The sequence below is a fragment of the Nocardia carnea genome (genome assembly GCF_029868855.1).
Taxonomy (GTDB): Bacteria; Actinomycetota; Actinomycetes; order Mycobacteriales; family Mycobacteriaceae; genus Nocardia; species Nocardia carnea_A.
Map to the genome: position 1 here is coordinate 62,864 of NZ_JARWOV010000194.1, position 21,565 is coordinate 84,428.

General features: G+C 67.2%; 25 protein-coding genes. 18 read left to right on the plus strand and 7 right to left on the minus strand.

Annotated features, from left to right (window positions below; all coding sequences use genetic code 11):
• Window position 1: 1 nt before the first annotated feature.
• From QH195_RS17995 to QH195_RS18005, 3 genes are read left to right on the plus strand one after another with little or no spacing between them, the layout of a single operon-like run.
• Complete coding sequence (locus QH195_RS17995; protein WP_280425620.1) at window positions 2–925, plus strand: ferritin-like domain-containing protein; 924 nt, start codon at window positions 2–4, stop codon at window positions 923–925.
• 11 nt (window positions 926–936) lie between these two features.
• The gene (locus QH195_RS18000) at window positions 937–2,457 is read left to right on the plus strand and encodes a flavin-containing monooxygenase (RefSeq protein WP_280436256.1); all 1,521 of its coding nucleotides are present in this window, start codon (window positions 937–939) and stop codon (window positions 2,455–2,457) included.
• 59 nt (window positions 2,458–2,516) lie between these two features.
• Window positions 2,517–3,290: a MerR family transcriptional regulator gene (locus QH195_RS18005; RefSeq protein WP_280436257.1), complete on the plus strand. Its 774-nt coding sequence runs from the start codon at window positions 2,517–2,519 to the stop codon at window positions 3,288–3,290.
• Between the two features lie 19 nt (window positions 3,291–3,309).
• Here QH195_RS18005 and QH195_RS18010 read toward each other — a convergent pair whose 3' ends face one another.
• The 3 genes from QH195_RS18010 to QH195_RS18020 are packed head-to-tail and all read right to left on the minus strand — an operon-like array spanning window position 3,310 to window position 5,117.
• The gene (locus QH195_RS18010; protein ID WP_280436258.1) at window positions 3,310–4,332 is read right to left on the minus strand and encodes an NADP-dependent oxidoreductase; all 1,023 of its coding nucleotides are present in this window, start codon (window positions 4,330–4,332) and stop codon (window positions 3,310–3,312) included.
• Between the two features lie 33 nt (window positions 4,333–4,365).
• Entirely contained in the window at window positions 4,366–4,737 is a 372-nt protein-coding gene (locus QH195_RS18015) for a hypothetical protein (RefSeq protein WP_280436259.1), read from the minus strand.
• Window positions 4,734–5,117 (minus strand): nuclear transport factor 2 family protein, encoded by a 384-nt coding sequence (locus tag QH195_RS18020; RefSeq protein WP_280425615.1) that lies wholly within the window; start codon window positions 5,115–5,117, stop codon window positions 4,734–4,736. The genes QH195_RS18015 and QH195_RS18020 overlap by 4 nt, the downstream gene beginning before the upstream one ends.
• Before the next feature lie 92 nt (window positions 5,118–5,209).
• On the opposite strand from QH195_RS18020, the gene QH195_RS18025 reads away from it, so the two are divergent.
• From QH195_RS18025 to QH195_RS18090, 14 genes are all read left to right on the plus strand, one after another.
• Window positions 5,210–6,352, plus strand: a complete 1,143-nt coding sequence (locus QH195_RS18025) for an acyl-CoA dehydrogenase family protein (protein WP_280436260.1) — start codon at window positions 5,210–5,212, stop codon at window positions 6,350–6,352.
• A gap of 100 nt (window positions 6,353–6,452) precedes the next feature.
• Entirely contained in the window at window positions 6,453–7,241 is a 789-nt protein-coding gene (locus tag QH195_RS18030; RefSeq protein ID WP_280425613.1) for an enoyl-CoA hydratase/isomerase family protein, read from the plus strand.
• A gap of 36 nt (window positions 7,242–7,277) precedes the next feature.
• Window positions 7,278–7,652 (plus strand): Zn-ribbon domain-containing OB-fold protein, encoded by a 375-nt coding sequence (locus QH195_RS18035; protein WP_280425612.1) that lies wholly within the window; start codon window positions 7,278–7,280, stop codon window positions 7,650–7,652.
• Entirely contained in the window at window positions 7,649–8,800 is a 1,152-nt protein-coding gene (locus tag QH195_RS18040; RefSeq protein ID WP_280436261.1) for a thiolase family protein, read from the plus strand. Before QH195_RS18035 ends, QH195_RS18040 begins: the two co-directional genes overlap by 4 nt.
• A gap of 10 nt (window positions 8,801–8,810) precedes the next feature.
• Window positions 8,811–10,019 (plus strand): acyl-CoA dehydrogenase family protein, encoded by a 1,209-nt coding sequence (locus tag QH195_RS18045; RefSeq protein ID WP_280436262.1) that lies wholly within the window; start codon window positions 8,811–8,813, stop codon window positions 10,017–10,019.
• On the plus strand, window positions 10,016–10,966 hold the full coding sequence (locus QH195_RS18050; RefSeq protein WP_280436263.1) for a phosphotransferase family protein: 951 nt from the start codon (window positions 10,016–10,018) through the stop codon (window positions 10,964–10,966). Before QH195_RS18045 ends, QH195_RS18050 begins: the two co-directional genes overlap by 4 nt.
• 30 nt (window positions 10,967–10,996) lie before the next feature.
• Window positions 10,997–12,199 carry an acyl-CoA dehydrogenase family protein gene (locus tag QH195_RS18055; protein ID WP_280436264.1) on the plus strand — a complete coding sequence of 401 codons (1,203 nt, stop codon included), beginning with the start codon at window positions 10,997–10,999 and terminating at the stop codon, window positions 12,197–12,199.
• Window positions 12,196–12,951: an SDR family NAD(P)-dependent oxidoreductase gene (locus QH195_RS18060; RefSeq protein ID WP_280425607.1), complete on the plus strand. Its 756-nt coding sequence runs from the start codon at window positions 12,196–12,198 to the stop codon at window positions 12,949–12,951. Before QH195_RS18055 ends, QH195_RS18060 begins: the two co-directional genes overlap by 4 nt.
• Before the next feature lie 12 nt (window positions 12,952–12,963).
• On the plus strand, window positions 12,964–13,734 hold the full coding sequence (locus tag QH195_RS18065; protein WP_280425606.1) for an SDR family NAD(P)-dependent oxidoreductase: 771 nt from the start codon (window positions 12,964–12,966) through the stop codon (window positions 13,732–13,734).
• Window positions 13,734–14,774, plus strand: coding sequence for an NAD(P)-dependent alcohol dehydrogenase (locus tag QH195_RS18070; protein ID WP_280436265.1), 1,041 nt, complete (start codon window positions 13,734–13,736; stop codon window positions 14,772–14,774). Before QH195_RS18065 ends, QH195_RS18070 begins: the two co-directional genes overlap by 1 nt.
• A 71-nt stretch (window positions 14,775–14,845) precedes the next feature.
• Window positions 14,846–16,360, plus strand: coding sequence for a class I adenylate-forming enzyme family protein (locus QH195_RS18075; protein ID WP_280436266.1), 1,515 nt, complete (start codon window positions 14,846–14,848; stop codon window positions 16,358–16,360).
• A gap of 48 nt (window positions 16,361–16,408) precedes the next feature.
• Window positions 16,409–17,032: a TetR/AcrR family transcriptional regulator gene (locus QH195_RS18080; RefSeq protein ID WP_280436267.1), complete on the plus strand. Its 624-nt coding sequence runs from the start codon at window positions 16,409–16,411 to the stop codon at window positions 17,030–17,032.
• A gap of 143 nt (window positions 17,033–17,175) precedes the next feature.
• Window positions 17,176–17,511 carry an EthD domain-containing protein gene (locus tag QH195_RS18085; RefSeq protein WP_280436268.1) on the plus strand — a complete coding sequence of 112 codons (336 nt, stop codon included), beginning with the start codon at window positions 17,176–17,178 and terminating at the stop codon, window positions 17,509–17,511.
• Window positions 17,508–18,527, plus strand: a complete 1,020-nt coding sequence (locus tag QH195_RS18090; protein ID WP_280436269.1) for an MBL fold metallo-hydrolase — start codon at window positions 17,508–17,510, stop codon at window positions 18,525–18,527. Before QH195_RS18085 ends, QH195_RS18090 begins: the two co-directional genes overlap by 4 nt.
• A 243-nt stretch (window positions 18,528–18,770) precedes the next feature.
• Here the strand turns inward: QH195_RS18090 and QH195_RS18095 are convergent, their stop codons facing one another.
• Entirely contained in the window at window positions 18,771–18,911 is a 141-nt protein-coding gene (locus QH195_RS18095) for a hypothetical protein (RefSeq protein ID WP_280436270.1), read from the minus strand.
• Between the two features lie 104 nt (window positions 18,912–19,015).
• Window positions 19,016–19,648: a recombinase family protein gene (locus tag QH195_RS18100; RefSeq protein WP_432278285.1), complete on the minus strand. Its 633-nt coding sequence runs from the start codon at window positions 19,646–19,648 to the stop codon at window positions 19,016–19,018.
• Between the two features lie 183 nt (window positions 19,649–19,831).
• Here QH195_RS18100 and QH195_RS18105 point away from each other — a divergent pair, with 183 nt between their 5' ends.
• Window positions 19,832–20,167 carry a hypothetical protein gene (locus QH195_RS18105; RefSeq protein WP_280436271.1) on the plus strand — a complete coding sequence of 112 codons (336 nt, stop codon included), beginning with the start codon at window positions 19,832–19,834 and terminating at the stop codon, window positions 20,165–20,167.
• A 123-nt stretch (window positions 20,168–20,290) separates the two neighbouring features.
• On the opposite strand, the gene QH195_RS18110 is transcribed toward QH195_RS18105, so the two are convergent.
• A complete protein-coding gene (locus QH195_RS18110; RefSeq protein ID WP_280436315.1) occupies window positions 20,291–20,926 on the minus strand; it encodes an IS30 family transposase in 636 nt (211 codons plus the stop codon).
• Window positions 20,820–21,200 (minus strand): helix-turn-helix domain-containing protein, encoded by a 381-nt coding sequence (locus QH195_RS18115; protein WP_280436272.1) that lies wholly within the window; start codon window positions 21,198–21,200, stop codon window positions 20,820–20,822. The genes QH195_RS18110 and QH195_RS18115 overlap by 107 nt, the downstream gene beginning before the upstream one ends.
• Window positions 21,201–21,565: the final 365 nt, after the last annotated feature.

The window sequence follows — 21,565 nt, forward strand, 5'->3', positions numbered from 1 at the left end:
GATGGCGACCATGGACTTCGAGGATATGCTCGGCAAAATCAAGGACCGGCAGTGGGCGCTGGCCGATATCGATTGGGACGCACCGGGCGCGGAGACCCTCACCCCCGAACAGCACGCCCGCCTGAAGCCGTTCATGGCGGATCTGATGTGGATCGAGAACGTGGGTGCACGCGGTTTCGCGGCGATGGCGAAAAAAGCGCCCACCGAAACCCTCCGGGAGATCTACCGCTGGTTCCACGCCGAGGAGCAGCGGCACGCCAATGCCGAACTCGCCCTGATGCGACGCTGGGGGATGCTCGACGGTGACGAGATCCCGCAGCCGAATATCAACGTCAAACTCGTGATCGACTTCCTGGACAAATACTCCGACGATATGTCGCTGTCGTTCCTGGGCACCGTGATCCCGATGCTCGAGGTCGCGTTGGACGGCGCCCTGGTCAAGTTCATCATGGATGAAATAGACGACCCGGTGTGCCAGGAAACGTTCCGTCGTATCAATGCCGACGAATCCCGCCATCTCGCCGTGGATTTCGCGGTGATGGATGTGCTCGGACACGCAGAACTGCGCAAACTTCTCATCGAATTGGTCGGCGGCTGGGTGAAACCGACCTTCCTCGTCGGGGTGCTCAGCTATGTGCCGTTGCTGAACAAGATGCGCGACAATATCGTCGCGATGGGTGTGGACGAGCAAAAGCTCTACACGGCCATGGAGCGCTACCGCAAGGTAGGCGAGCGTAGCGAATTCGTGCGCCGACTCCCGATGTACCAGATCGTGAAACTGCAGGCGAACTGGGTCGTCGACCGCGGCCACCCGTACCATCTCCTCGCCGACGCGCTGGTGAAGATCACCGGGGCCATCCCGCGGCAACTGCTGCGCAAGGACCCGACCTGGTCGAAAGAACTGACCTACACCCCCGCCGCGTGAACGAGGACACCATGACCACTGACAATGCGGCGCCACTCGACGTCGCCGTGATCGGGGCCGGATTCGCCGGAATCGGCACCGCGATTCGGCTACGCCAGCGCGGTATCGGAAATTTCGCCGTCTTCGAACGAGGATCCGCGATCGGCGGTACCTGGCGCGACAACACCTACCCCGGCGCTGCCTGCGATATTCCGTCGCGACTGTACTCCTACAGTTTCGCGCCCAATCCGGAGTGGTCGCACACCTACTCCGGTAGCGCCGAAATACTCGGGTATATCGAGTCGATCGCGGCGAAGTCCGGGATTACCCGGAAAATTCGCCTGCAGCACAACGTCACCGGCATGTCGTTCGACGAAGACGCCGGGTTGTGGGATATCGCGTTCGAGGGCCGCGAGCCGGTCCGGGCGCGCGCGGTGGTGCTGGCATCGGGCCCGCTCACCGAACCCGGCTTCCCCGATATTCCGGGGATCGACACCTTCACCGGTCACAAGATCCACAGCGCGCGGTGGGACCACGACTACGACTTCACCGGCAAACGGGTCGCGGTGATCGGTACCGGCGCGAGCGCGGTCCAGATCATTCCCGAATTGGTTCGGAAGGCCGAGGCGGTCAAGGTTTTCCAGCGCACGCCGGGCTGGGTGCTGCCCCGGGTCAACCGCCGCACCGGCACGCTGGCGAAGGAGATCTACCGGCAGGTTCCCGGCGCGGAAACGCTGGCCCGGCAGGCCTGGTTCTACGGCCACGAATCGGTGGCGCTGGGTGTTGTCTGGAATACACCCCTCACTCGCGTGGTCGAACTGGTCGGGCGGGCGCAGTTGCGGCGCCAGGTGCGCGATCCCTGGCTGCGCCGCCAGCTCACCCCGGAATTCCGGGCCGGCTGCAAACGCCTGCTCATGTCCGACGACTACTATCCGGCGCTGCAACGCGACAACTGCAAGCTGATCACCTGGCCGATCGCGCGGATAGCCCCGGGCGGTATCCGCACGGCCGAGGGCATCGAGCACCGGGCCGACTGCATCGTGTTCGCCACCGGTTTCGACGTCTCCAAAAAAGGCACGCCGATCCCGGTCACGGGACGCGACGGCCGGGTCCTCGCCGACGAATGGCGGCGCGGCGCGTTCGCGTACCGCAGCGTGACGGTATCGGGCTACCCGAATCTGTTCCTCACCTTCGGTCCCAATTCCGGTCCTGGTCACAATTCGGCGCTGGTGTACATGGAATCGCAGATCGACTATCTGGTCCGCGCCGTCCGGATCATCCTGGACCGCGACCTGACAATGCTCGATGTGCGCCCGGACCGTCAGGAACGCTACAACGCGGAGATCCAGCGCCGACTGGGCGCGACCACCTGGAATTCGGGCTGCCGCAGCTGGTACCTCACCGAGGACGGTTTCAATCCGACCATGTACCCGGGGTTCGCCACCCAGTACCGCCACCAGTTACGCGACGTCGATCTGGACGACTACACGCTGACGACCGCCCGGATCGGGCATTCGGCCGACGTGGGTCCCGGCGTCCTGAGCGGCGGCTAGACTCGATCTCTCGAGCCGGGGGCAACCGGGCGGCAGGCGGGCGAGGAGGTGCGGCGACTATGCCGAGATATCGGATCGACGATCTCGCCCGCGCCGCGGGCACCACCTCCCGCAATGTCCGCGCCTACCAGGAGCGCGGCCTGCTCCCGCCGCCCGCGGCCAAGGACGGTCGCGCCAGTATCTACGACGATTCCCACCTCGAACGACTGCGGCTCATCGACGCGCTGCTGCAACGCGGTTTCACCACCGCGCATATCTCCGATTTCATCACCAGCTGGGAAACGGGTAAGGACCTCACCGAAGTACTCGGTCTACAGCACGCGGTCACCGCCAATTGGTCGCAGGAGGAACCGTTCGAGGTCTCCCGGGAACTGCTCACCACCATTTTGGGCGCCCGGTCCGAGGAGCTGGTGGAGAAACTGCGCCGGATGGACCTGGTCCGCATCGACGGCGATACCGTGACGATCACCGATACCCAGCTGCTCACCTCGTTCACCGAGCTGCACGAATACGGGATCGATCTGGGCACGCTGATCTCGGTGTACGCCGAGGTAGCGACCCGGATCGACGATATCAGCGGTATTCTCATCCGCGCCGCGAAGAAACATATCGTCGACGAACACGGGCCCGGATGGCTGCCCGACACCAATGCGGAAATCGCCGAAACCACCCGTATGCTCAACACCATGCGCGAGCTCGGCGTCGCCGCCGTGCACAGCAGCCTGGCACGTTCACTCGACGCGACTCTCGCACGCGAACTCGGTGACTATCTCGCCACCGCCGCCGAGCGGGAACGTGAACGCAAGGCGGATCGCGCGGAACGCGGCCACTGAATACCGGACCGCGAAATCGTCAGAAGGCGAGCCGGCAGAGAGTTTTCCCCATGGTGCGACCGGACAGCATGGCCGGCAGCGCCGCGCTCGCCGACTCGATTCCGTCGAAAACGGTTTCCCGATAGACCAACCGCCCGTCCGCGAGGTAGCCACCCACTTCCCGGCGCATCGATTCCTGGAGGTGCAGGAACGATCCGGCGCGGAAACCGCGCATACGCAAACCTTTCGACACCATGGTGAACAGGTTCGGCGGTCCCGGCGGTGCGGCACCGTCATAACCGGAGACCGCTCCGCACAGCGCGATCCGGCCGGACGGGCGGAGGGCGTCCAGCGCCGCGGTGAGGTGGTCGCCGCCGACATTGTCGAAGTATGCGTCGATACCGCTCGGCGCGAGCTCGGCCAGCGATTCCGGCAGCGGGCCGTCGTGGTAATCGAAGGCGGGGATACCGAGTTCGTCCCGCAGGAACGCGACCTTCGCCGGACTACCGGCGGAACCGATCACCGTGGCGCCGCGGATCTTCGCGAGTTGCGCGGCCAGCACCCCGACGGCGCCCGCGGCGGACGATACCCACAGCGTATCGGCCGTATCGAGGTCCAGGATCTCGAACAGTCCGGTATAGGCGGTGAGTCCGGCGCTACCGAGCGGACCGAGAAACCACTGGTCCGGAAGGCCGGCGGCGTCGATCCTGGATGCGGCGCCGTAACCGCCGATGGTTTGCGCCCGGGCTCCGATCAGCGCGTACTCCCGGTAACCGAGCGTATGGGAGACCAGGTCACCGATAGCGAAATCCGGATGCCGGGATTCGACCACGGTGCCGAGGGCGAGTCCGGACAGCTCGTCGCCGGGCCGCAAGGATGGCAGATATCCGTTCGGAGTGGTTTCGGCGAGCCGGATCCGAATCGACGGGTCTATCGACAACCAGGTGTTGCGGACCAGTACCTCGCCCGGATCCGGCTCCGGGATCGGGGCCTCGACCAGCTCGAGGTCTTCGGCGGTCAGTTTCCCGGCCGGGCGACGTGCCAGCCGCACGTGACGATTCAACGGTTGGTTCCTTTCCGCTGCGGTTGGCGGGCTTCAGCGGACGAACGCGACCTCGGGGGTCCGGGCGATGAGCAGGCGGCGGACGGCCCCGGTGGAGTCGAGTTGAGCTGTCGCGTTGAAGGACGCCTCGAACGCCCCGGTGCGGGTGGTGCGGCCGACGACCAGCTCGTAGTCCCCGGCCACCGCACCGACATCGATGTGGTGGATCAGCGTGCTCTTTTCCCGCTGCGCCAGGTAGGCGACCAAGCCTGCTCGGTCACCGACGAATTCGGCACTCTGCCCGGATCCTTTGGAGAACTGCACGGACATGGTGAAATCGTCGGCGATCATGCCGAGCACCCGGTCCGGGTCGTCGGAATCCATGTAGCCGAACCAACGGGTGAGTACCGGTACCGCCGTGGTCATGCGCGCGCTCCTTCGGTCGAGGACTCTGCCGGTAGAAGCGCGAAATCCGCGCTGAACGAAACCTGATACCGGTCGATGCGACCGTCGGCACCGATATGCACGGCGGCAACGAACCAGCCGGTGGTCACGGAATCGTTCTCGGTGACCGCACCGTGCGCGAACTGCATATCGCCGTCGACGGCGACCCGCAGTAGCCGGTGTTTGCGGTTCACCTTCGGCCGGCCGTTCAGGTAGTCGTACATGGCCGCGCGACCGCGGTCCCGGTTGACTCCCGTCGGCAGGACCATCGCGAATTCGACGTCCTCGGCCAGCATGGCCGTCGCATCGCGCAGTCTCCCGCTGTCCACCGTCGCGTAGTAGTCCTCGATCACGTGGGTCATGAAATGAACTTAGTTCAGCCAACCTCTTCTTGTCGAGGGCGGCAGCCGCTAGGCTCGATATTATCGAATTGAACTCAACTCAAGGGGAGAAAATGTCTCCGACCTCGGCAGCCGTCGCCGAACACCCCTGGCCGCGCTCGGAACCGCCGGGACTCACCCCAGATCCCGAACAGGTTCAGCTGCGCGAATCGCTTCGGGGTTTGCTGGGCAAGTACAGCGATATCGAACAGGTCCGGACAGCCGCGGCCACCGGCCCCGGCTACTCACCGCGACTGTGGCGGATACTCGTCGACGATATGTCGGTGACCAGCCTGGCCGTACCGGAGCACTACGGCGGCCTCGGCTACGGAACGGCCGAACTGGCTGTCGTCCTCGAAGAATGCGGACGGGCACTGGTCTGCGAACCCGTCTACAGCTCGGCAGTCCTCGGCACATACGCACTGCTGGTGGCGCCGGAAGCCGAGGGCAACCCACTTCCGGAAGTACTCGCCGGGAACCTCGTTGCCACGGTGAGTTCGCTCGATCCGGCCACCGACGACCTCCGGTCCACGCCGGGTCCGCAGGGATGGCGGGTCGGCGGTACGATCAGCCACCTGATCGGCGGGGGAAGCGCCGATATCGTCATCGCCCCGGCCGAAACTGCCAGTGGCCCGATACTGTTCGCGCTGCGCCCACCGAAGGACGCGGTGCGCCGGGAACTCCCCGTACTCGACCCTACCCGGCGACAGGCCACTCTGACCGTCCGCGACTGCCCGGCCGTCGCACTGACCGCACCGGATACCACCGACACGGCGTGCACACGGCTGCGCGACCTGGCGACTCTCGCCCTCGCGTGCGAGAACACCGGAATCGTCGAGCGCCTCCTGGAAATGACCGTGGACTACGTCGGCACCCGGCAGCAGTTCGGCCGGACGATCGGCTCGTTCCAGGCGGTCAAACATCGACTGGCCGATCTGCTGGTATCACTGGAGCGCGCACGTTCGGCGTCGCGGTACGCGGCCGCACTCTATGCCGAGGACCCCGACTCGGCCCGGCTGGCCGTCGCTGTGGCGGGCGCGGTATGCACCGACGCCGCTGTACAGGCGGCCGCCGAAGCCGTGCAGCTGCACGGCGGGGTGGGGTTCACCTGGGAACATCCGGCGCATTCCTATTTCCGCCGGGCGCTGGGAAACGAAGCCGCACAGGGTGATGCACGTTCCCACCGCGCCCGGATCGCGGCACTGATCGGCGTGTGACCGGCCGCGACGCTTCCCGGAAATCCGTATTGACGCGCCCCGCCGCGTCGAGTAAAACTGAATTGAATCCAGTTCAGGAACCATAGCGAAAGAGGCTCCGATGATCGACACCGACCACATCGTCCTGGAGAAAGACGGCGAGATCGCCCGCGTCTGGCTCAACCGCCCGCACAAGAAGAACGCGGTCACCGTGGAGCTGCTGCACCGGCTCGACGAGATCATCGTCGAGGTCGACAATGATCCCGAACTGAAGGTTCTGGTGCTGCGCGGACGCGACAACACCTTCTGCTCCGGTTTCGACCTCGACGAACTGCGCGAGAACTACGTCGGCAAAACCAACGCCATGGATGTCGCGGTGCTCTCCGCGAAGGTCTGCGACCGGCTGTACTCGATGAACACCCCGTCGGTCGCGGTACTCGAGGGTTACGTCACCGCGGGCGGGTTCGAACTCATGATCTCCTGCGATTTCGCGGTCGCCGCCGACGACGCCAAGATCGGCGACTTCCACATCCGGCGAGCCCTGTTCGGCGGCGCCGGCCCGATCTACCGGCTCCCCCGGATGATCGGCATCCGCAAGACCAAGGAACTGATGCTCACCGGCAAACTGCTCAGCGGCCGCGAAGCCGCCGACTTCGATCTGATCAACGCCTCCGCCCCCGCCGCGGAACTGGACCGGCTCGTCGCCGATTTCATCGCGCCGATCGTGGACAAGAGCCCGTTCGCCATGAAGCTCACCAAGATGACCATCGACCGCGGCCTGGACGCCGATATCCAATCCCTGATGGTGATGGAGCACCTCGCCGTCGGCAATGCCCTGCAGTCCGAGGACGCGCGCGAGGGCGTGAACGCCTTCCTCGAGAAGCGTGAACCGAAGTGGGTGGGGCGCTGAATTCCGGATAGCGGCGAACGAATCGGAAGGGACGACATGGGTGAGCAGGTGAGACCGGTACTGGAAGGCAGTAGGTGCACGGTATGCGGCACGGTCGGTTATCCGGTGAGCGCGAACTGCGCGCGCTGTGCCGCACCGACCGCCGAACCGCTGGCGCTGAGCACCGAAGGCGTGGTGTGGGCGCACACCGTGCAACGGTTCGCACCGAAATCGCCGCCGTATGTCGTTCCTGCCGAGGGATTCACGCCCTACGCGGTCGGCTATGTCGAACTGCCCGAGGGAATCAAGGTCGAGGCGATTCTCGATTGCGACGATTTCGCCGATCTGGACCGGGCACCGGTGCACCTCGTCGCCGTGACGCCGGTGCCACGCTTCGCCATCCCGACCCGTCAGCAGAGTGAGGTCCGGTGACCCAGCAGGTTTCGATCATCGGCAGCGGGCTGTCCCGCTTCGGCCGGCAGCCCGGGGTCAGCGGGCGCCAGCTCGCACTACAGGCGATCGGTAACGCACTCGCCGACGCGGGTTTGACCTGGCCCGATATCCAGGTCGCCTACGGCGGCAGCGACGGGTCGGGATTGGCCGACACCCTGGTGGCCGAACTCGGTTTCACCGGAATCCCGTTCACCAATGTCAAGAACGGGTGCGCCACGGGCGGCAGTGCGCTGTTCTCGGCGGTCAACGCGGTCCGCTCCGGCGCCGCGGAGATCGCGCTGGCCGTCGGTTTCGACAAACACCCGCGGGGCGCGTTCGATCCGGACCCGGCCGACTGGGGCCTGCCCGCGGGCTACGGTTCGGCCGGACTGATGGTGACGACGCAGTTCTTCGGCGCCAAGATCGGCCGCTATATGCGTGAGCACGGGATCTCCACGGCCACGCTGGCCAAGGTCGCCGAGAAGGCCTACCGCAACGGCAGTCGCAACCCGAATGCCTGGCGCCGCGAAGCCATTTCGGCCGAGCAGATTCTGGCGGCCGATATGGTGAACGACCCGCTCACCAAGTTCATGTTCTGCTCGCCGGGCGAGGGCGGTGCGGCCGTGGTCGTCGCGGGCGAGGCCGCCGTGCGCCGCCTCGGCGGCCGGCCGGTGCGGTTGCGTGCGATCACCCACCGCACCCGCCGATTCGGGTCCTTCGAGGTGTTCAGCCCCGCTGTCCAAGGTGCCGGTGAGCCGACCAGTGTCAGTGCGGATGCCGCCTCGGCGGCGTTCGAGCAGGCCGGGATCGGGCCGGACGAGATCGGGGTCGCGCAACTTCAGGACACCGAAAGCGGCGCGGAGATCATGCATATGGCCGAATGCGGGTTCTGTGCACCCGGTGCGCAGGAGGAGATGATCGCGGCGGGCGTCACCGAGATCGACGGCCGACTGCCGATCAACACCGACGGCGGCTGTATCGCCAACGGCGAACCCATCGGGGCGTCGGGCCTGCGGCAGGTGCACGAGATCGTGACCCAGCTGCGCGGCGAGGCCGGCGGCCGTCAGGTCCCGGGTGCGCCGAAAACCGGTTTCACCCATGTCTACGGCGCCCCCGGTATCAGCGCCTGCACGATTCTGTCGGTCTGAGGTGGACACAGTGAGCACACAGCAGCATCCCGACCTTGCCGAATTCACCGCGCAGGCCCGTGCCTGGCTCGCCGGGCGGGCGGCACCACGAACCGAATCCGCCTGGGGCCACGGCGACGATTCGGTCGCGGTCTTCGAGAACTGGACCGCCACGGAAGAACGGCGGCACACCGACCTCATCCGCGCCTACGAACAGGACAAATTCGACGCGGGCTGGGGTGCGCTGACCTGGCCGCCCGAGTACGGCGGCCGGGGGCTGCCGATGTCCTACGCGCTGGCCTTCCGCCGCGCCGAGGAAGAGTTCGAGGTACCGCGGCGGACCGAAATGTTCTCGGTCACCCAGCAATTGGTGGCCCCGACGATCGAGCAGTGGGGTACCGAGGCGCAACGGGAACGCTATGTGCGGGCGATGCTGCGCACCGATCTCATCGCCTGTCAGCTCTTCTCCGAAACGGAGGCCGGATCGGATCTGGCCGCGGTGCGCACCCGGGCCACCCGCAACTCCGACGGCACGTGGACGCTCGACGGTCACAAGGTGTGGACCTCCGGGGCCCGGGTCGCCGATCTCGGGGTAGCGGTCTGCCGCACCGACCCCGCGGCGCCGAAACACGCGGGACTCACCGTTTTTCTCGTACCGATGGATGCACCGGGGGTGACCGTCCGGCCGATCCGGCAGATGACCGGCGGCAGTTCGTTCAACGAGGTGTACCTCGACGGTGTGGTGCTCGACGACGGGTTGCGACTCGGACCGGTCGGCAAGGGCTGGCCGGTGGCGCTCACCGTGCTCGCCGCCGAACGGCTCGACGGCGCCGGGCTCGGACTGGCGAATGCGGACCGGGCGGTGGTACTGGCCCACAACCTGGGCCGCGAGCTGACCGAGCTCGAACGCGACCGGGTCGCGGATCTGGTGACCCGCAGTTATGTACAGCGGATCGCGGGGATGCGGGTGGCCGCGGCGGTGGTCGCGGGCAGCGATCCCGGACCGGAGGCGTCGGTCGGCAAATTACTCGCCACCGACACCATGGCCCGGACCTCCGAGGTTGCGCGGCTACTGCTCGGGCGGGAACTCACGGCGGATTCCGGACGCTGGGGCGCCTACGCCTGGACCGAACACGTCCTCGGCGCGCCCGGGTACCGGATCGCCGGCGGTACCGACGAGATCCAGCACAACATCATCGCCGAGCGGGTGCTCGGCCTACCCAAGGAGCCGCGGCCATGACGCTGGAACAGCGTGTGCGCGACCGGTTGCGCACCGGCCTGGATATCGAGGTCACCGGATTCGAACGACTTCCCGGTGGCCACTCGGGACTCACCTACCGGGTCACCACCACCGGCCCCGCGTTCGTGGTGAAGGCGGTGCCCGAGGGCCGCAAGCCGATCGGCCGCCACGATATGCTGCGGCAGGCCCGGGTGATGCGGGCATTGGCCGATACCGATGTGCCGGTGCCCCGGATCGTGGCCGTCGACGGGGACGAACCGGCCTGGTTCGCCATGGAATTCGTGACCGGCGAATCACTCGAGCCGGTCCTCGACGACCCGGCCGTCGAACCCGGCCTGGCGGCGGCGCGGATGCGGCGGGCCGCCGAGGTGCTGCCCAGACTGCACGCGATCGACCCGGACTCGGTGCCGGGCGCCGAAACAGCCCTGACACCGGCCGATGAGCTCGCACGCTGGGCCCGCACGCTGGGCGCGGTGCCGCCCGAGCTGGTCGCGGGCGGAGACCGGCTGCTCGACCTGCTGGGCCGGCGGATCCCCGACCCCGTCACGCCCACGCTCGTGCACGGTGACTATCGGCTCGGCAATATCATCGCCGCCGGTACCGAACCGGTCGCGCTGATCGACTGGGAGATCTGGAGCGCGGGCGACCCGCGCGTGGAACTCGGCTGGTTCCTGGTGTTCGCCGACGGCACCAACTTCCCGGAAGTTGGCCGCACGGTCCCGGGCCTGCCCGATTCCGCCGAAGTCGTGGACCGCTACCGCGCGGGCGGGCCGGAGCTGCCCGAGCTGTCCTGGTTCGACGCACTCGGACGGCTCAAGATGGCCGCCATCATGGGCCACAACCTGCGGCGGCACCGGGAAGGCCGGCACCACGACCCGGACCAGGAAAAGCTGCCCGCCACCATCCACCGACTCATCGAGACCGGAACCGCGCTGTTCGCCGGTTGAGGTCCTCTCCCCCGATCCAGGAGCCGCACCGTGGATTTCTCCTACTCCACCCGCACCCGAGAGCTGCTCGTCCGGCTCGAACAGTTCATGGAGCACCACGTCTATCCCGCCGAGCGGGTCTACGACGAACAGATCGCCGCCGCGGACAACCCGCACGAACAGCCGCCGATCATGCGGGAACTGCAGGCCGAGGCGCGCCGGCAGGGCCTGTGGAATCTGTTCATGACCCACGACGGTCTCGGCGCCGGGCTCACCAATCTCGAATACGCCCCGCTGGCCGAACTCGTCGGCCGGTCGATCATCGGCAACGAGACGATCAACTGTTCGGCGCCCGATACCGGCAATATGGAAATCCTCGCCATGTTCGGCACCGAACAGCAGAAAGAGCGGTGGCTGAAACCGCTGCTGAACTGCGAGATCCGCTCGGCCTTCGCCATGACCGAACCCGCCGTCGCCAGCTCCGACGCCACGAACATCACCTCGACCATCCGCCGCGACGGAGAACACTACGTCCTCAACGGCCGCAAATGGTACATCTCCGGCATCCTCGATCCGGACTGCAAACTGATCATCTTCATGGGCAAATCCGATCCGGACGCCCCCTCCTACCGCCGGCAGAGCATGATCCTGGTACCGGCCGACGCACCGGGTGTCGAGGTGCTGCGGGATCTGCCGATGTTCGGTTTCCACGACCGGCTGGGTCACGGTGAGGTGCAGTTCACCGATGTATGCGTCCCGGCGGAGAATATGCTCGGCGCCGAGGGCGACGGTTTCGCGATCGCCCAGGGCCGGCTCGGGCCGGGGCGGATGCATTACGCCATGCGCGCCATCGGAATGGCCGAGCGCGCACTGGAACTCATGTGCCGGAGGTCGCTGGAACGGACCGCGTTCGGCGGGCCACTGGCCGACCGCGGGGTGGTGCGGGAATGGATCGCGCGCAGCCGGATGGAGATCGATCAGATCCGGCTGCTGACCCTGCAGGCATCCTGGCTGATGGATACGAAGGGCAACGCCGCGGCACGCTCGGAGGTCGCGGCCATCAAGGTCGCGGCGATGGAGGTCGCCCATACAGTGGTCGACCGCGCGGTCCAGACCTTCGGCGCGGCGGGGGTCAGCAACGACACGGTCCTTGCGCGGATGCACGCCATCACCCGGGCACTGCAGATCGCCGACGGCCCCAACGAAGTACATCTGCGCACCATCGCGCGCCTCGAGGTGAAGAAATACAAATGAGCACAACGGATTTGAGCGGCAAGATCGCGCTGGTGACCGGCGCCAGCCGCGGACTGGGCCTGGCCATCGCGCGCGGACTGCGCGACGCCGGCGCCACCGTGATCGTCTCCAGCCGCAAACTCGCGGCCTGCGAAGCGGCGATCGCCACGCTCGGCGACGGCCCCGGCAGCGCCCACCCGCTGGAGTTGCACGTGGGCCGATGGGACACCCTCGAACCCGCGGTCGACGCAATCATCGACCGCTTCGGCAGTCTCGACATCCTGGTCAACAACGCCGGTATCGCCCCACTGGCCGACAATCTGGAGTCGGTCACCGAGGGCCTGTGGGACAAGACGATCGAAGTGAATCTGAAGGGCCCGTTCCGCCTCATGGCGGTGGCCGGGGCCAGGATGGCCGCCGGCGGCGGCGGCTCGATCATCAATATCTCCAGTATCGGCGCGGTGCGGCCGAGCCCGCCGGAGGCGATGTACGCCGCGGCCAAGAACGGACTCAACGCGCTGACCATGGCCTTCGCCCAGGAATACGCACCGTCGGTCCGGGTGAACTGTGTGCTGCCGGGCGGATTCGCCACCGATATGTCCGAGCACTGGGACGACGAATTCGTCGGCAAGATCATCGACCGGCTGCCCGCCGGACGGCTCGGCGATCCGGCCGAGATCGCCGGCCTGGTGACCCATCTCGCGAGCGACGCGGCCGGCTATACGACAGGTGCACTGATCCCGGTCGACGGCGGCCGTACCGCGGTGTACTGAGAGGCGGCGCAGATGAATACACCGGAATTGCGGGATCTGTTCGGGCTGGACGGCCGGGTCGCCGTTGTCACCGGAGCGTCCTCCGGCCTCGGGTCCGGTTTCGCGCGGGCGCTCGCCGGGGCAGGAGCGACCGTCTACGCGGCCGCCCGCCGGGTGGACCGGCTACAGCAACTCGCCGCGGACGAACCGCGGATCGTCCCGGTACGCTGCGATGTCACCGACCCCGGCGACCGCGCCGAACTGGTGGACCGCTGCTACGAGCAGTGCGGACGCCTCGACGTCCTGGTCAACAATGCGGGCCGGCCCGGACCGCCGAACGCGGAGCAGGAAACCGACGCGGAGTTCCGTGCCATCCTGGACCTGAACCTGCTCTCCGGTTTCCACCTCGCGACCTGTGCGGCGTCCCGGCTCCCCGAAGGGGAACGCGCGTCGTATATCAATATCTCCTCGGTGATCGGCCTCGTGTCGACCGCGCCGATCGGTGGCGCGAGCTATGCCGCGTCCAAAGCCGGACTCCTGGGATTGACCCGCGAGCTGGCCGGTCAGTGGGGCCGCCGGGGTATCCGGGTGAACGCCGTGGTGCCCGGCTGGTTCGATACCGAGATGACCGACGGGTTGTTCACCAACGAGAAATCGGCAGGCTGGGTGCGGCGTAACACCATGCTGGGCCGGGGCGGCCGGGCCGGGGAGGTGGACGGGGCCGTGGTCTTCCTCGCTTCCGACGCCTCCTCGTATATGACCGGGCAGACGCTCGTTGTCGACGGCGGCTGGACCGCACGCTGATGCTGGCCGTTCAACTCACCGCCTGGGGCGCCGAACCCGAGCTCCGCGAAATCCCCACGCCCCGGCCACGCGGCGAGGAATTGCTGGTCCGGGTGACGGCGGCCGGTCTGTGCCGTTCGGACCTCCACGTCATGGATGCCGCGGCGGGCAGTTTCGACTATCCCCTGCCACTCACCCTCGGCCACGAAGTGGCCGGGACCGTGATGGACGCGGGCCCGGCGGCTGACCGGGCTTGGCTGGGGGAACAGGTTGTGGTGCACGGCATCTGGGGCTGCGGCGGCTGCCGTAACTGCCTGCGGGGCCGGGAGAACTACTGCCTGCGCCTGCGCCCGCGCGACGGCCGCGGCGCACCGATCGGCAACGGGCTCGGATACCCGGGCGGGCTGGCCGAAGCAGTGATCGTGCCCGCGGCCCGTTTCCTGGTGCGTTCGACCGGGGTCGATCCGGTGTTCTGCGCACCGCTCGCCGATGCCGGTCTGACCGCCTACCACGCGGTCCGCGAACACCGCGATCTCCTCGACTCGGAGACCATCTGCGTCGTGATCGGGGTCGGTGGCCTGGGTCATCTGGCGATTCAGGTCCTGCGCGAGTTCGGCGCCGGGCGCATCGTCGCGGTCGACACCCGCTCGGAAGCGCGCGATATGGCTCGGCAGTTGGGAGCCGATGCCGTGTTCGGCGATATCGGTTCGGCAACCGGAGCGTTGGGCGAGGGCGCGGATCTGATCCTGGATTTCGCCGGTGCACCGGATACGGTCGCGCCGGCCGCCGCCGCGCTGGCCCCCGGCGGGCGGTTGTCGGTGGTCGGCAGCGCCGGTGGACGTATCGAGGCCGGTAAGGACGTAGGGCTGGCGGCCGGTTGGGGGATCACGGCCCCGTTCTGGGGCCCCCATGCGGATCTGGCGGCGGTCGTCGATATGGCGCGGCGGGGCGCGCTGCACGTCACCGCGCAGACCTACCCGCTCACCGCGGCGGTCGAGGTCTACCGGCAGCTGCGGTCGGGCGCGATCACCGGCCGCGCGGTTCTGGTTCCGCCGCCGTGACCGGCGCAAACCTCCCCGCGGAACCCCGGCAACGAGTAAACAGAGAGCACACCGGCACGAGGAACGGGTAGATGAAAGCACTGGCGCAGGAGATGCTCGAGCGGGCCCGGCGGGCTCCGGCGGAGATCGCCGTGATCGACGAGCTCGGACAGCACACTCTCGGCGAGATCATGGCGACGGCCGACGCGCTCGCCGAACGTATCGCGGCCATCGACGAACGAGGCCCGACGGTGATCATCCAGGCCGACAACACCTGGCGCACACTGGCCGCGGCACTGGCCGTCGGCCTGCGGGGCGGAGTGGTGGCCGTGTTCAGCCCGCACGCCACCGAAACGGAATTCCGGCTCGCGCTCGAGGATATCGACCCCGATCTGGTGATCGGCGAACCCGCGGCGCTGACTCGATGGGACGTGTCCGCGACGGAGTTCCCCGCGGTGGTCACCGCCTTCGGCGACCACCTGCTGCGGTCGCGCACCGCGCCGTTCGGCCCGGTGCAGCGGTGGCGCGGCGGCAGTGCCATCGCCATGACCTCCGGCTCGACCGGACGGCCCAAATGCGTGGTCCAATCCGAGGACGCCATCCGCTACGCCTGCCGAAGCACCATCGAGGCCGTCGGCCTGCGGCCGGGCGAATCGGTCGGGGCGTTCGTACCGCTGTCGTCGGTGGCCGCGTTCTGCTTCGGTATGTATCTCCCGGCCTTTCTGGGCGGCACCATGGTCACCATCGGCAGATGGACTCCGGCGGCGGCGCTCGACGCCATGGCCGAGCATCGGGTCGCGTGGACGATGCTGGTGCCGACCATGGCCCTGCAGCTCTCGGTCACCGGCGACAGCGCCGGGCGACTGGCCGGGATGCGGGCCATGACCGTGGGTGGCGGCCCGATGAACCAGCGCGCCCTGGCCGAGGCCGAGACCAAGCTGGGCACCACCTTTCTCCGGGTCTTCGGGATGTCGGAATGTCTCGGACATACCACCCCGCGGCCGGACGACCCTCCGGAAATCCGGCTGGGCCGCGACGGCCGGCCCTTCCCGGGCACCGTTGTCCGCGCGGTCGACGAATCGGGCACCCGGCTACCCGCCGGCGCGATCGGCGACGCCCAGGTGAAGGGGCCTTCGATGTTCGTCGGCTACGCCCGTGGTGGGGTCCCGATCCAGCCCGATCTCACCGCGGACGGGTTCCTGCCCACCGGGGATCTCGTAGAGGTGGCCGCGGACGGTTCCATCCGGGTGATGGGGCGGCAGAAACAGATCATCATCCGGGGCGGTCGCAATATCGATATCAACGAGATGGAGTCGGCGATCGCGGCGCTGCCCGGGATCGTGCAGGTCTGCGTGGTGCCGGTTCCCGACGAACTGCTGGGTGAGCGGGCGGCCGCCCTGGTCGTCGCAGACGGCGCCGAACCCTCACTCGCCGGCATCACCGACCGACTTGCCGCGGCGGGCTTTCCCAAGTTCAAATGGCCGGAATACCTTTTCCCGGTCGCCGACCTACCGCAGAACCGGGTCGGGAAACTGTCCCGCCCGGACGCGATCGAACTCGCCACCCGACTCGCCGCAGCTGACTCGAATTCATCTCAGGTTGGGTAGTAGAGTTGACCGATCCACACACAGTCGATATTTGGGGGCACGCAACTCATGACCGTTGACACCGGAGCCCGGCGGGAAAGCCCGCGGTCGAAACGCGGCAGCATTCTGACGGCCGCCATCGAACAGTTCGGGCGAATCGGTTACGAGCATACGAAATGGGCCTCCATCGCCGACGAGGTCGGGATCGGCCAGACCGCCCTCTATCACTACTTCGAATCGAAGGCACACTGCCTGCTGACGATCATGCGCCTGGAACTCGCCGATTCCGTCGACCGCTTCGTCTCGGCGACAGAGAACGAGCCGGATCCCGAGAAAGCCCTGCGTGCCGCCGTGGCCGCCGCGCTGCGCGCCGAACCGATCGATGCCCTGCAGCGCCGCATTCTGCAGAACCATATGGACCTGTTGGCCCAGCCACGCCAATCGGAGAAAGAGGAAGCCGAACGGCTGCGGTCGCGCGAACTGGTCCAGGAAATCGAACAGAACTGGACCGAACTGATCGAGCGGGGTATCGAATCGGGCGTATTCACCGGCGGTGATCCCAAGATCCTCGGCCGGATGGTGCTGGCCGTGGTGATCAGCGTCTGGCGCTGGTATCGCCCGGACGGAACGCTGACCTTGGCCGAGATCACCGAAACCGTCACCGATACCGCGGTGCGGATGGTGCGCGCCTGACGGTGACACCCCCACGACGCCGGGCCGCAGATTCCGTACGGCCCGGGACGAGGGCGCGACTACCCCTGACCTCCGGGGCGGCTCGACCGACCGGCCCCGGCGACTGCCCTACGAAACAGAACAGAATTCAGTTAGGAGATGGCGTGTACAACCTCATCGTGCTGGCATCCCGGCCCAGCGAGTGGTCACACGAACAGTTCATCGAGTGGTGGCGCGGCGAGCATGCCGAGGTGACCTACCCGCTGCCCGGCCTGCTGCGCTGGCAGCACACCGAACTCCTCGACACCTTCGACGACAAATCCGCCGGCTGGGACGGCCTGTCGATCCTCAGTTTCGAATCCCGGGAGGCGCTCGACGCTGCCCTGGCGAGCCCTGAATGGAAAACCGCCGTCCAGCATGTGGGCGCGATGCGCGGCCGCCGCATGATCTGGTTCGGCGAAGAACAGATCATGGTGCCCCGCGCCGGCAGCGGCGAATGAGCACGCAGTGGGCCGAGCCCGGCTGCTATCCGGTTGCCGACGGCATCCACCGTATTCCGCTGCAACTACCGCAGGACGGCCTGCGCGCGGTGAACGTCTATGCGCTGGAAACCGATACCGGGCTCGTCCTGATCGACGGCGGCTGGCATCGCCCGGATACCTACCGCGAGCTCACCGCCGGGCTCGCGCGGATCGGCCGCTCCCCTGACGATATCCACGATGTCCTGGTCACCCATATCCACCGCGACCACTACACGTTCGCGGTGGAACTGCGGCGCCGCCACGGCTGCCGCGTCCACCTCGGCGCCGGCGAATCCGCCGGGCTCACGGCGATCCGCGAACTCGGCAACAATGTGCCCACCAGTTCCCTGCGCGAGCTGCGCCGCGCCGGAGCCACCGGTATCGCTGCGCGCGTATACGCCGACAGTTTCGGCGAACCCTTCGACGTCGCCGACTGGGCGGACCCCGATCGGTGGCTGGAGCCCGGAACACTCACCCTCGGCGGGTGCGAGCTCGAGGTCCGCGCGACACCCGGGCATACCAAGGGCCATCTGGTCTTCCAGGATCGTGCCCGGCGCCTGCTGTTCACCGGCGACCATCTGCTGCCGACCATCACACCCTCCATCGGCTTCGAACTCGGCACCTGGGAACTACCGCTCGACAACTTCCTGAATTCGCTCGTTCTGCTCCGCGACGACGACGATCACACCATGCTGCCCGCCCACGGTCCCGACGGCGGCACCGCCGGCCGGCGCGCCCGGGACCTGCTGGATCATCACGACCGGCGTTTCGAGCAGATCCGCGCCGCCGTCACCGAACTCGCACCCTGCACCGGTCTCGAGGTCGCCCAGGCACTGACCTGGACCCGCCGCGACCGCCCGTTCACGACCCTCGATACGTTCAACCAGATGGTCGCCACCTGCGAAACAATGGCGCACCTCGACGTTCTGACCGCCCGGGATGTACTGGCCGCCGACAACGATTCCGGCGTGGACATTTTCGTGCCCGCTCGCTGATCCACCGCGTCTCGGCCACCGTTGCCGCGCCCATCGGCGGGCGAGCCGATCCCACAGGTCGCAGTGGTGCGCCGCATACACATCAGGCTCGGCAGGTCCGCCGGATGTGTGGAGGTGCGGGCGGGCACTGGTGAATTCCGGCCAGATCTCCGAATTCGGCCGACCGGAAACGCACGAATTCCGTCCACACACGGATCATTTCGCCGGACAGCTGCCGTTGTGCCGCGGACAACGGCTGCGGTGTCATTCCCGGACCCACGGCCCGCCGGAACGCAGTCCGAACAGATGGGCCAGTTCGGATCCGTGGGCGGCTCCGGGCGCCATATCGGTCAGGACCGGTGACAGCGTCGTCGCAGTGGAATCGGCGAACTCGTAGGCGCACACCGGCCCCCGTTCGGTAGTGCTCGGGTCGTGGCGAACTGCGGGCAGGTGAAGACCTGGCGGTACGCAAAGCCGTTGTGCGCGTGCGGAAGAGCGAATACCGATCACTACTGCTTGCTGGTCAACTCCGGAACGTATTTATACAGCGTGGTCCGCGAGACCCCCAGCAGCCGCGCGATCGAGGACACCGACTCATCCGGCCGGGTCAGCAGGGCACGAGCCTGGCGGACTTGTTCGTCGCTCATGGCCGGTGGCCGGCCGAGGCGCTGCCCGCGGGCTCGTGCGGCGGCGAGGCCCTCGTGGGTACCGTCGACGATGAGCTCGCGGATGAACTCGGCCAGCGCGGCGAAGACATGGAACACCAGCCGCCCGCCGGGGGTGGTGGTGTCGAGCGCTTCGTGCAGGGACCGGAATCCGATACCGCGGCGCCGCAGGTCGGCCACGATCGAGATCAGGTCCTGCAGGGACCGGCCGAGCCGGTCGAGGGAGGCGACCACGAGGGTGTCGCCGGCGCGCATGTAGTCCAGGCATGCCGACAACTGCTCCCGTTCGACGTTCTTCCCAGATTTCTTGTCGGTGAAGGTCTTCTTGCACCCGGCCGCCTTCAGCGCCCGGGTCTGCCGGTCCAGATTCCGGTCGCGCGTCGAGACGCGGGCGTACCCGATCAGCGCTCCTCCTCCGATCGGGTCCAGGGCATCGCCGTCGAGGGAAAGCGGTTCGAGCACATCGGTGTCCGCCACCCGGCAATCGTACATAAATGGGTGATCGTCTGTTGTTGAACAAATGGACATTACGACATGTTCTTTGAACAGTCGCCGGTTTCGGCCGACCTGGGCGTTCCCATGCCTGTGACTCGCGGTGGGAAGTGTCGGCGTTCTCGCGCCGATGACGAGATGGCCGCCGCACTCGGCGATGATCGGCATATGACAACTACTCAACCACCTCGGTGGCGGCCCGGCTGGAAACGGGCGCTGAAGGCGATCGCCGCTGTCGCGATTACCATCGTGTGGGGCTTTGCCGGCTTGGTCCTCGTCACGATCAACGCGTTTTCCGCGGGCTGCGACGTCAGGGCGACATGGACCAGCTCCAAAACGGCCGACCATGCCACCGGGATCATCGTCATCGGACTTATCTGGGTTGCCCCCTTCATCGTCGCCGCCGTGCTACGGCGCACTCGGCTGACGCTGGTCCTGGTCGGCCTCGCAGTCGTGGTGACGATCATTGCCGTATCCAAGAGCGGCTGCGTGGGTTTCGCCTGAACCAGGCCACCCCCTCTTGGGCCAGTTCACCTTGGGACAGGGGCGTGCTCGACTGCAGATCGAGCCGTCCGGGCGCGTCAAGGTAACGATGGCGATCTCAAAGGGTAAGTGCATCACCGCTGTTCAGGTGTTCAGGTGTTCAGCGTAAACCTCAGCAGCGCTACGGTATCCGTGGATCCTGCGGGGGCGGTGGTTGAGTTCGCAGGCGATGGCGTCGAGGTCGGCCTGATGGAATCGACGCAGGTCGGCGCTCTTGGGTAGATATTGGCGCAGCAGCCTGTTGGTGTTCTCGTTGGTGCCGCGTTGCCAGGGGCTGCGGGGTTTGCAGAGGTAGATCGGTGTCTGCGTTGCCGCGGTGGTGGCTTGGTGGCCGGCGATCTCGCGGCCCCGATCCCAAGTCAGCGTCCGGCGCATCGGCGCGGGCAATCCGAGCAGGAAACGTGTCAGGTGCGGTGTCACCTGCTCGGCTTTGATCCCGTCGGGCAATGCCACCAGGGCCGTGAACCGGCTGGGCCGCTCCACCAGCGTGGCGATCGCCGACGGCCGCGAGCCCATCACCAGATCACCCTCCCAATGGCCGGCGATCTGCCGGGATTCGACCTCGACCGGACGCTCACTGATCGGCACGAGTTCCCGGATCACGCCTCGCCCGTCAGGTTTGCGGGCCCGTTTCGGGCTTCGCATCGGGCGTCCGGTGCGCAACCGCTGCGTCAAGGTGCGATCGATCCGCCTTACGTCGCGGGTCGAACAGCGCCAGATAGATCGCTTCGTGCGAGACCCGCATGGCCGGGTCGTCGGGGAAGTGCTGACGCAGCCACCCGGCGATCTGCTCGGGCGACCACAAAGATTTGAGCTTGTCCTCCACCATCGCCCGCAAGGGTGGGCAGGCCGCGAGCTCGGCTGGTTTCGGTCGCCGCGCTCGCTGATAGGCCAGCTGGTCAGCGGCCGCGGCTCGGCAGGTGGCGTGGCCGCCGTTGCGGGCGATCTCACGTGAGATCGTCGATGGTGAGCGACCCAGCGACACCGCGATCATTCGCGCTGAGCAGCCCATGGTCGGCCCCGCGAGATCTCCTCACGCTCGGTGAGTGTCACATGCCGACTCTGCCGAGCTCGAGGCGGTCTTCGGACTCCTCCGGTCTGCGCCAGGAACCGGCGCACGTGCTGCAGCGGCATCCCGAGCGACCGTGACATCGAACTGAGCGACTCACCTGCCCGCCACCGTCCCCACAACTCGTCCTGACCAGCAGGTGACAACCCGTAACCCCGCACCGAACCCTCCACGCCGACATGATCATCCACGCGGTGATGCACTGACCGATTGAGCCCAAGATCGTTTTACGACACCGGCTCTTCCGCTCGCTCGTTGGGGTCGTGGGCAGGTATTGGCCCGGAGCACTG

What these genes read in the sequence shown, in the direction of transcription:
- QH195_RS17995 (WP_280425620.1), top strand. Translation starts at nt 2, where the DNA reads ATGGCGACCATGGACTTCGAGGATATGCTCGGCAAAATCAAGGACCGG.
- QH195_RS18000 (WP_280436256.1), top strand. Translation starts at nt 937, where the DNA reads ATGACCACTGACAATGCGGCGCCACTCGACGTCGCCGTGATCGGGGCC.
- QH195_RS18005 (WP_280436257.1), top strand. Translation starts at nt 2,517, where the DNA reads ATGCCGAGATATCGGATCGACGATCTCGCCCGCGCCGCGGGCACCACC.
- QH195_RS18015 (WP_280436259.1), bottom strand. Translation starts at nt 4,737, where the DNA reads ATGACCACGGCGGTACCGGTACTCACCCGTTGGTTCGGCTACATGGAT.
- QH195_RS18020 (WP_280425615.1), bottom strand. Translation starts at nt 5,117, where the DNA reads ATGACCCACGTGATCGAGGACTACTACGCGACGGTGGACAGCGGGAGA.
- QH195_RS18025 (WP_280436260.1), top strand. Translation starts at nt 5,210, where the DNA reads ATGTCTCCGACCTCGGCAGCCGTCGCCGAACACCCCTGGCCGCGCTCG.
- QH195_RS18030 (WP_280425613.1), top strand. Translation starts at nt 6,453, where the DNA reads ATGATCGACACCGACCACATCGTCCTGGAGAAAGACGGCGAGATCGCC.
- QH195_RS18035 (WP_280425612.1), top strand. Translation starts at nt 7,278, where the DNA reads ATGGGTGAGCAGGTGAGACCGGTACTGGAAGGCAGTAGGTGCACGGTA.
- QH195_RS18050 (WP_280436263.1), top strand. Translation starts at nt 10,016, where the DNA reads ATGACGCTGGAACAGCGTGTGCGCGACCGGTTGCGCACCGGCCTGGAT.
- QH195_RS18060 (WP_280425607.1), top strand. Translation starts at nt 12,196, where the DNA reads ATGAGCACAACGGATTTGAGCGGCAAGATCGCGCTGGTGACCGGCGCC.
- QH195_RS18065 (WP_280425606.1), top strand. Translation starts at nt 12,964, where the DNA reads ATGAATACACCGGAATTGCGGGATCTGTTCGGGCTGGACGGCCGGGTC.
- QH195_RS18070 (WP_280436265.1), top strand. Translation starts at nt 13,734, where the DNA reads ATGCTGGCCGTTCAACTCACCGCCTGGGGCGCCGAACCCGAGCTCCGC.
- QH195_RS18075 (WP_280436266.1), top strand. Translation starts at nt 14,846, where the DNA reads ATGAAAGCACTGGCGCAGGAGATGCTCGAGCGGGCCCGGCGGGCTCCG.
- QH195_RS18080 (WP_280436267.1), top strand. Translation starts at nt 16,409, where the DNA reads ATGACCGTTGACACCGGAGCCCGGCGGGAAAGCCCGCGGTCGAAACGC.
- QH195_RS18090 (WP_280436269.1), top strand. Translation starts at nt 17,508, where the DNA reads ATGAGCACGCAGTGGGCCGAGCCCGGCTGCTATCCGGTTGCCGACGGC.
- QH195_RS18105 (WP_280436271.1), top strand. Translation starts at nt 19,832, where the DNA reads ATGACAACTACTCAACCACCTCGGTGGCGGCCCGGCTGGAAACGGGCG.
- QH195_RS18115 (WP_280436272.1), bottom strand. Translation starts at nt 21,200, where the DNA reads ATGATCGCGGTGTCGCTGGGTCGCTCACCATCGACGATCTCACGTGAG.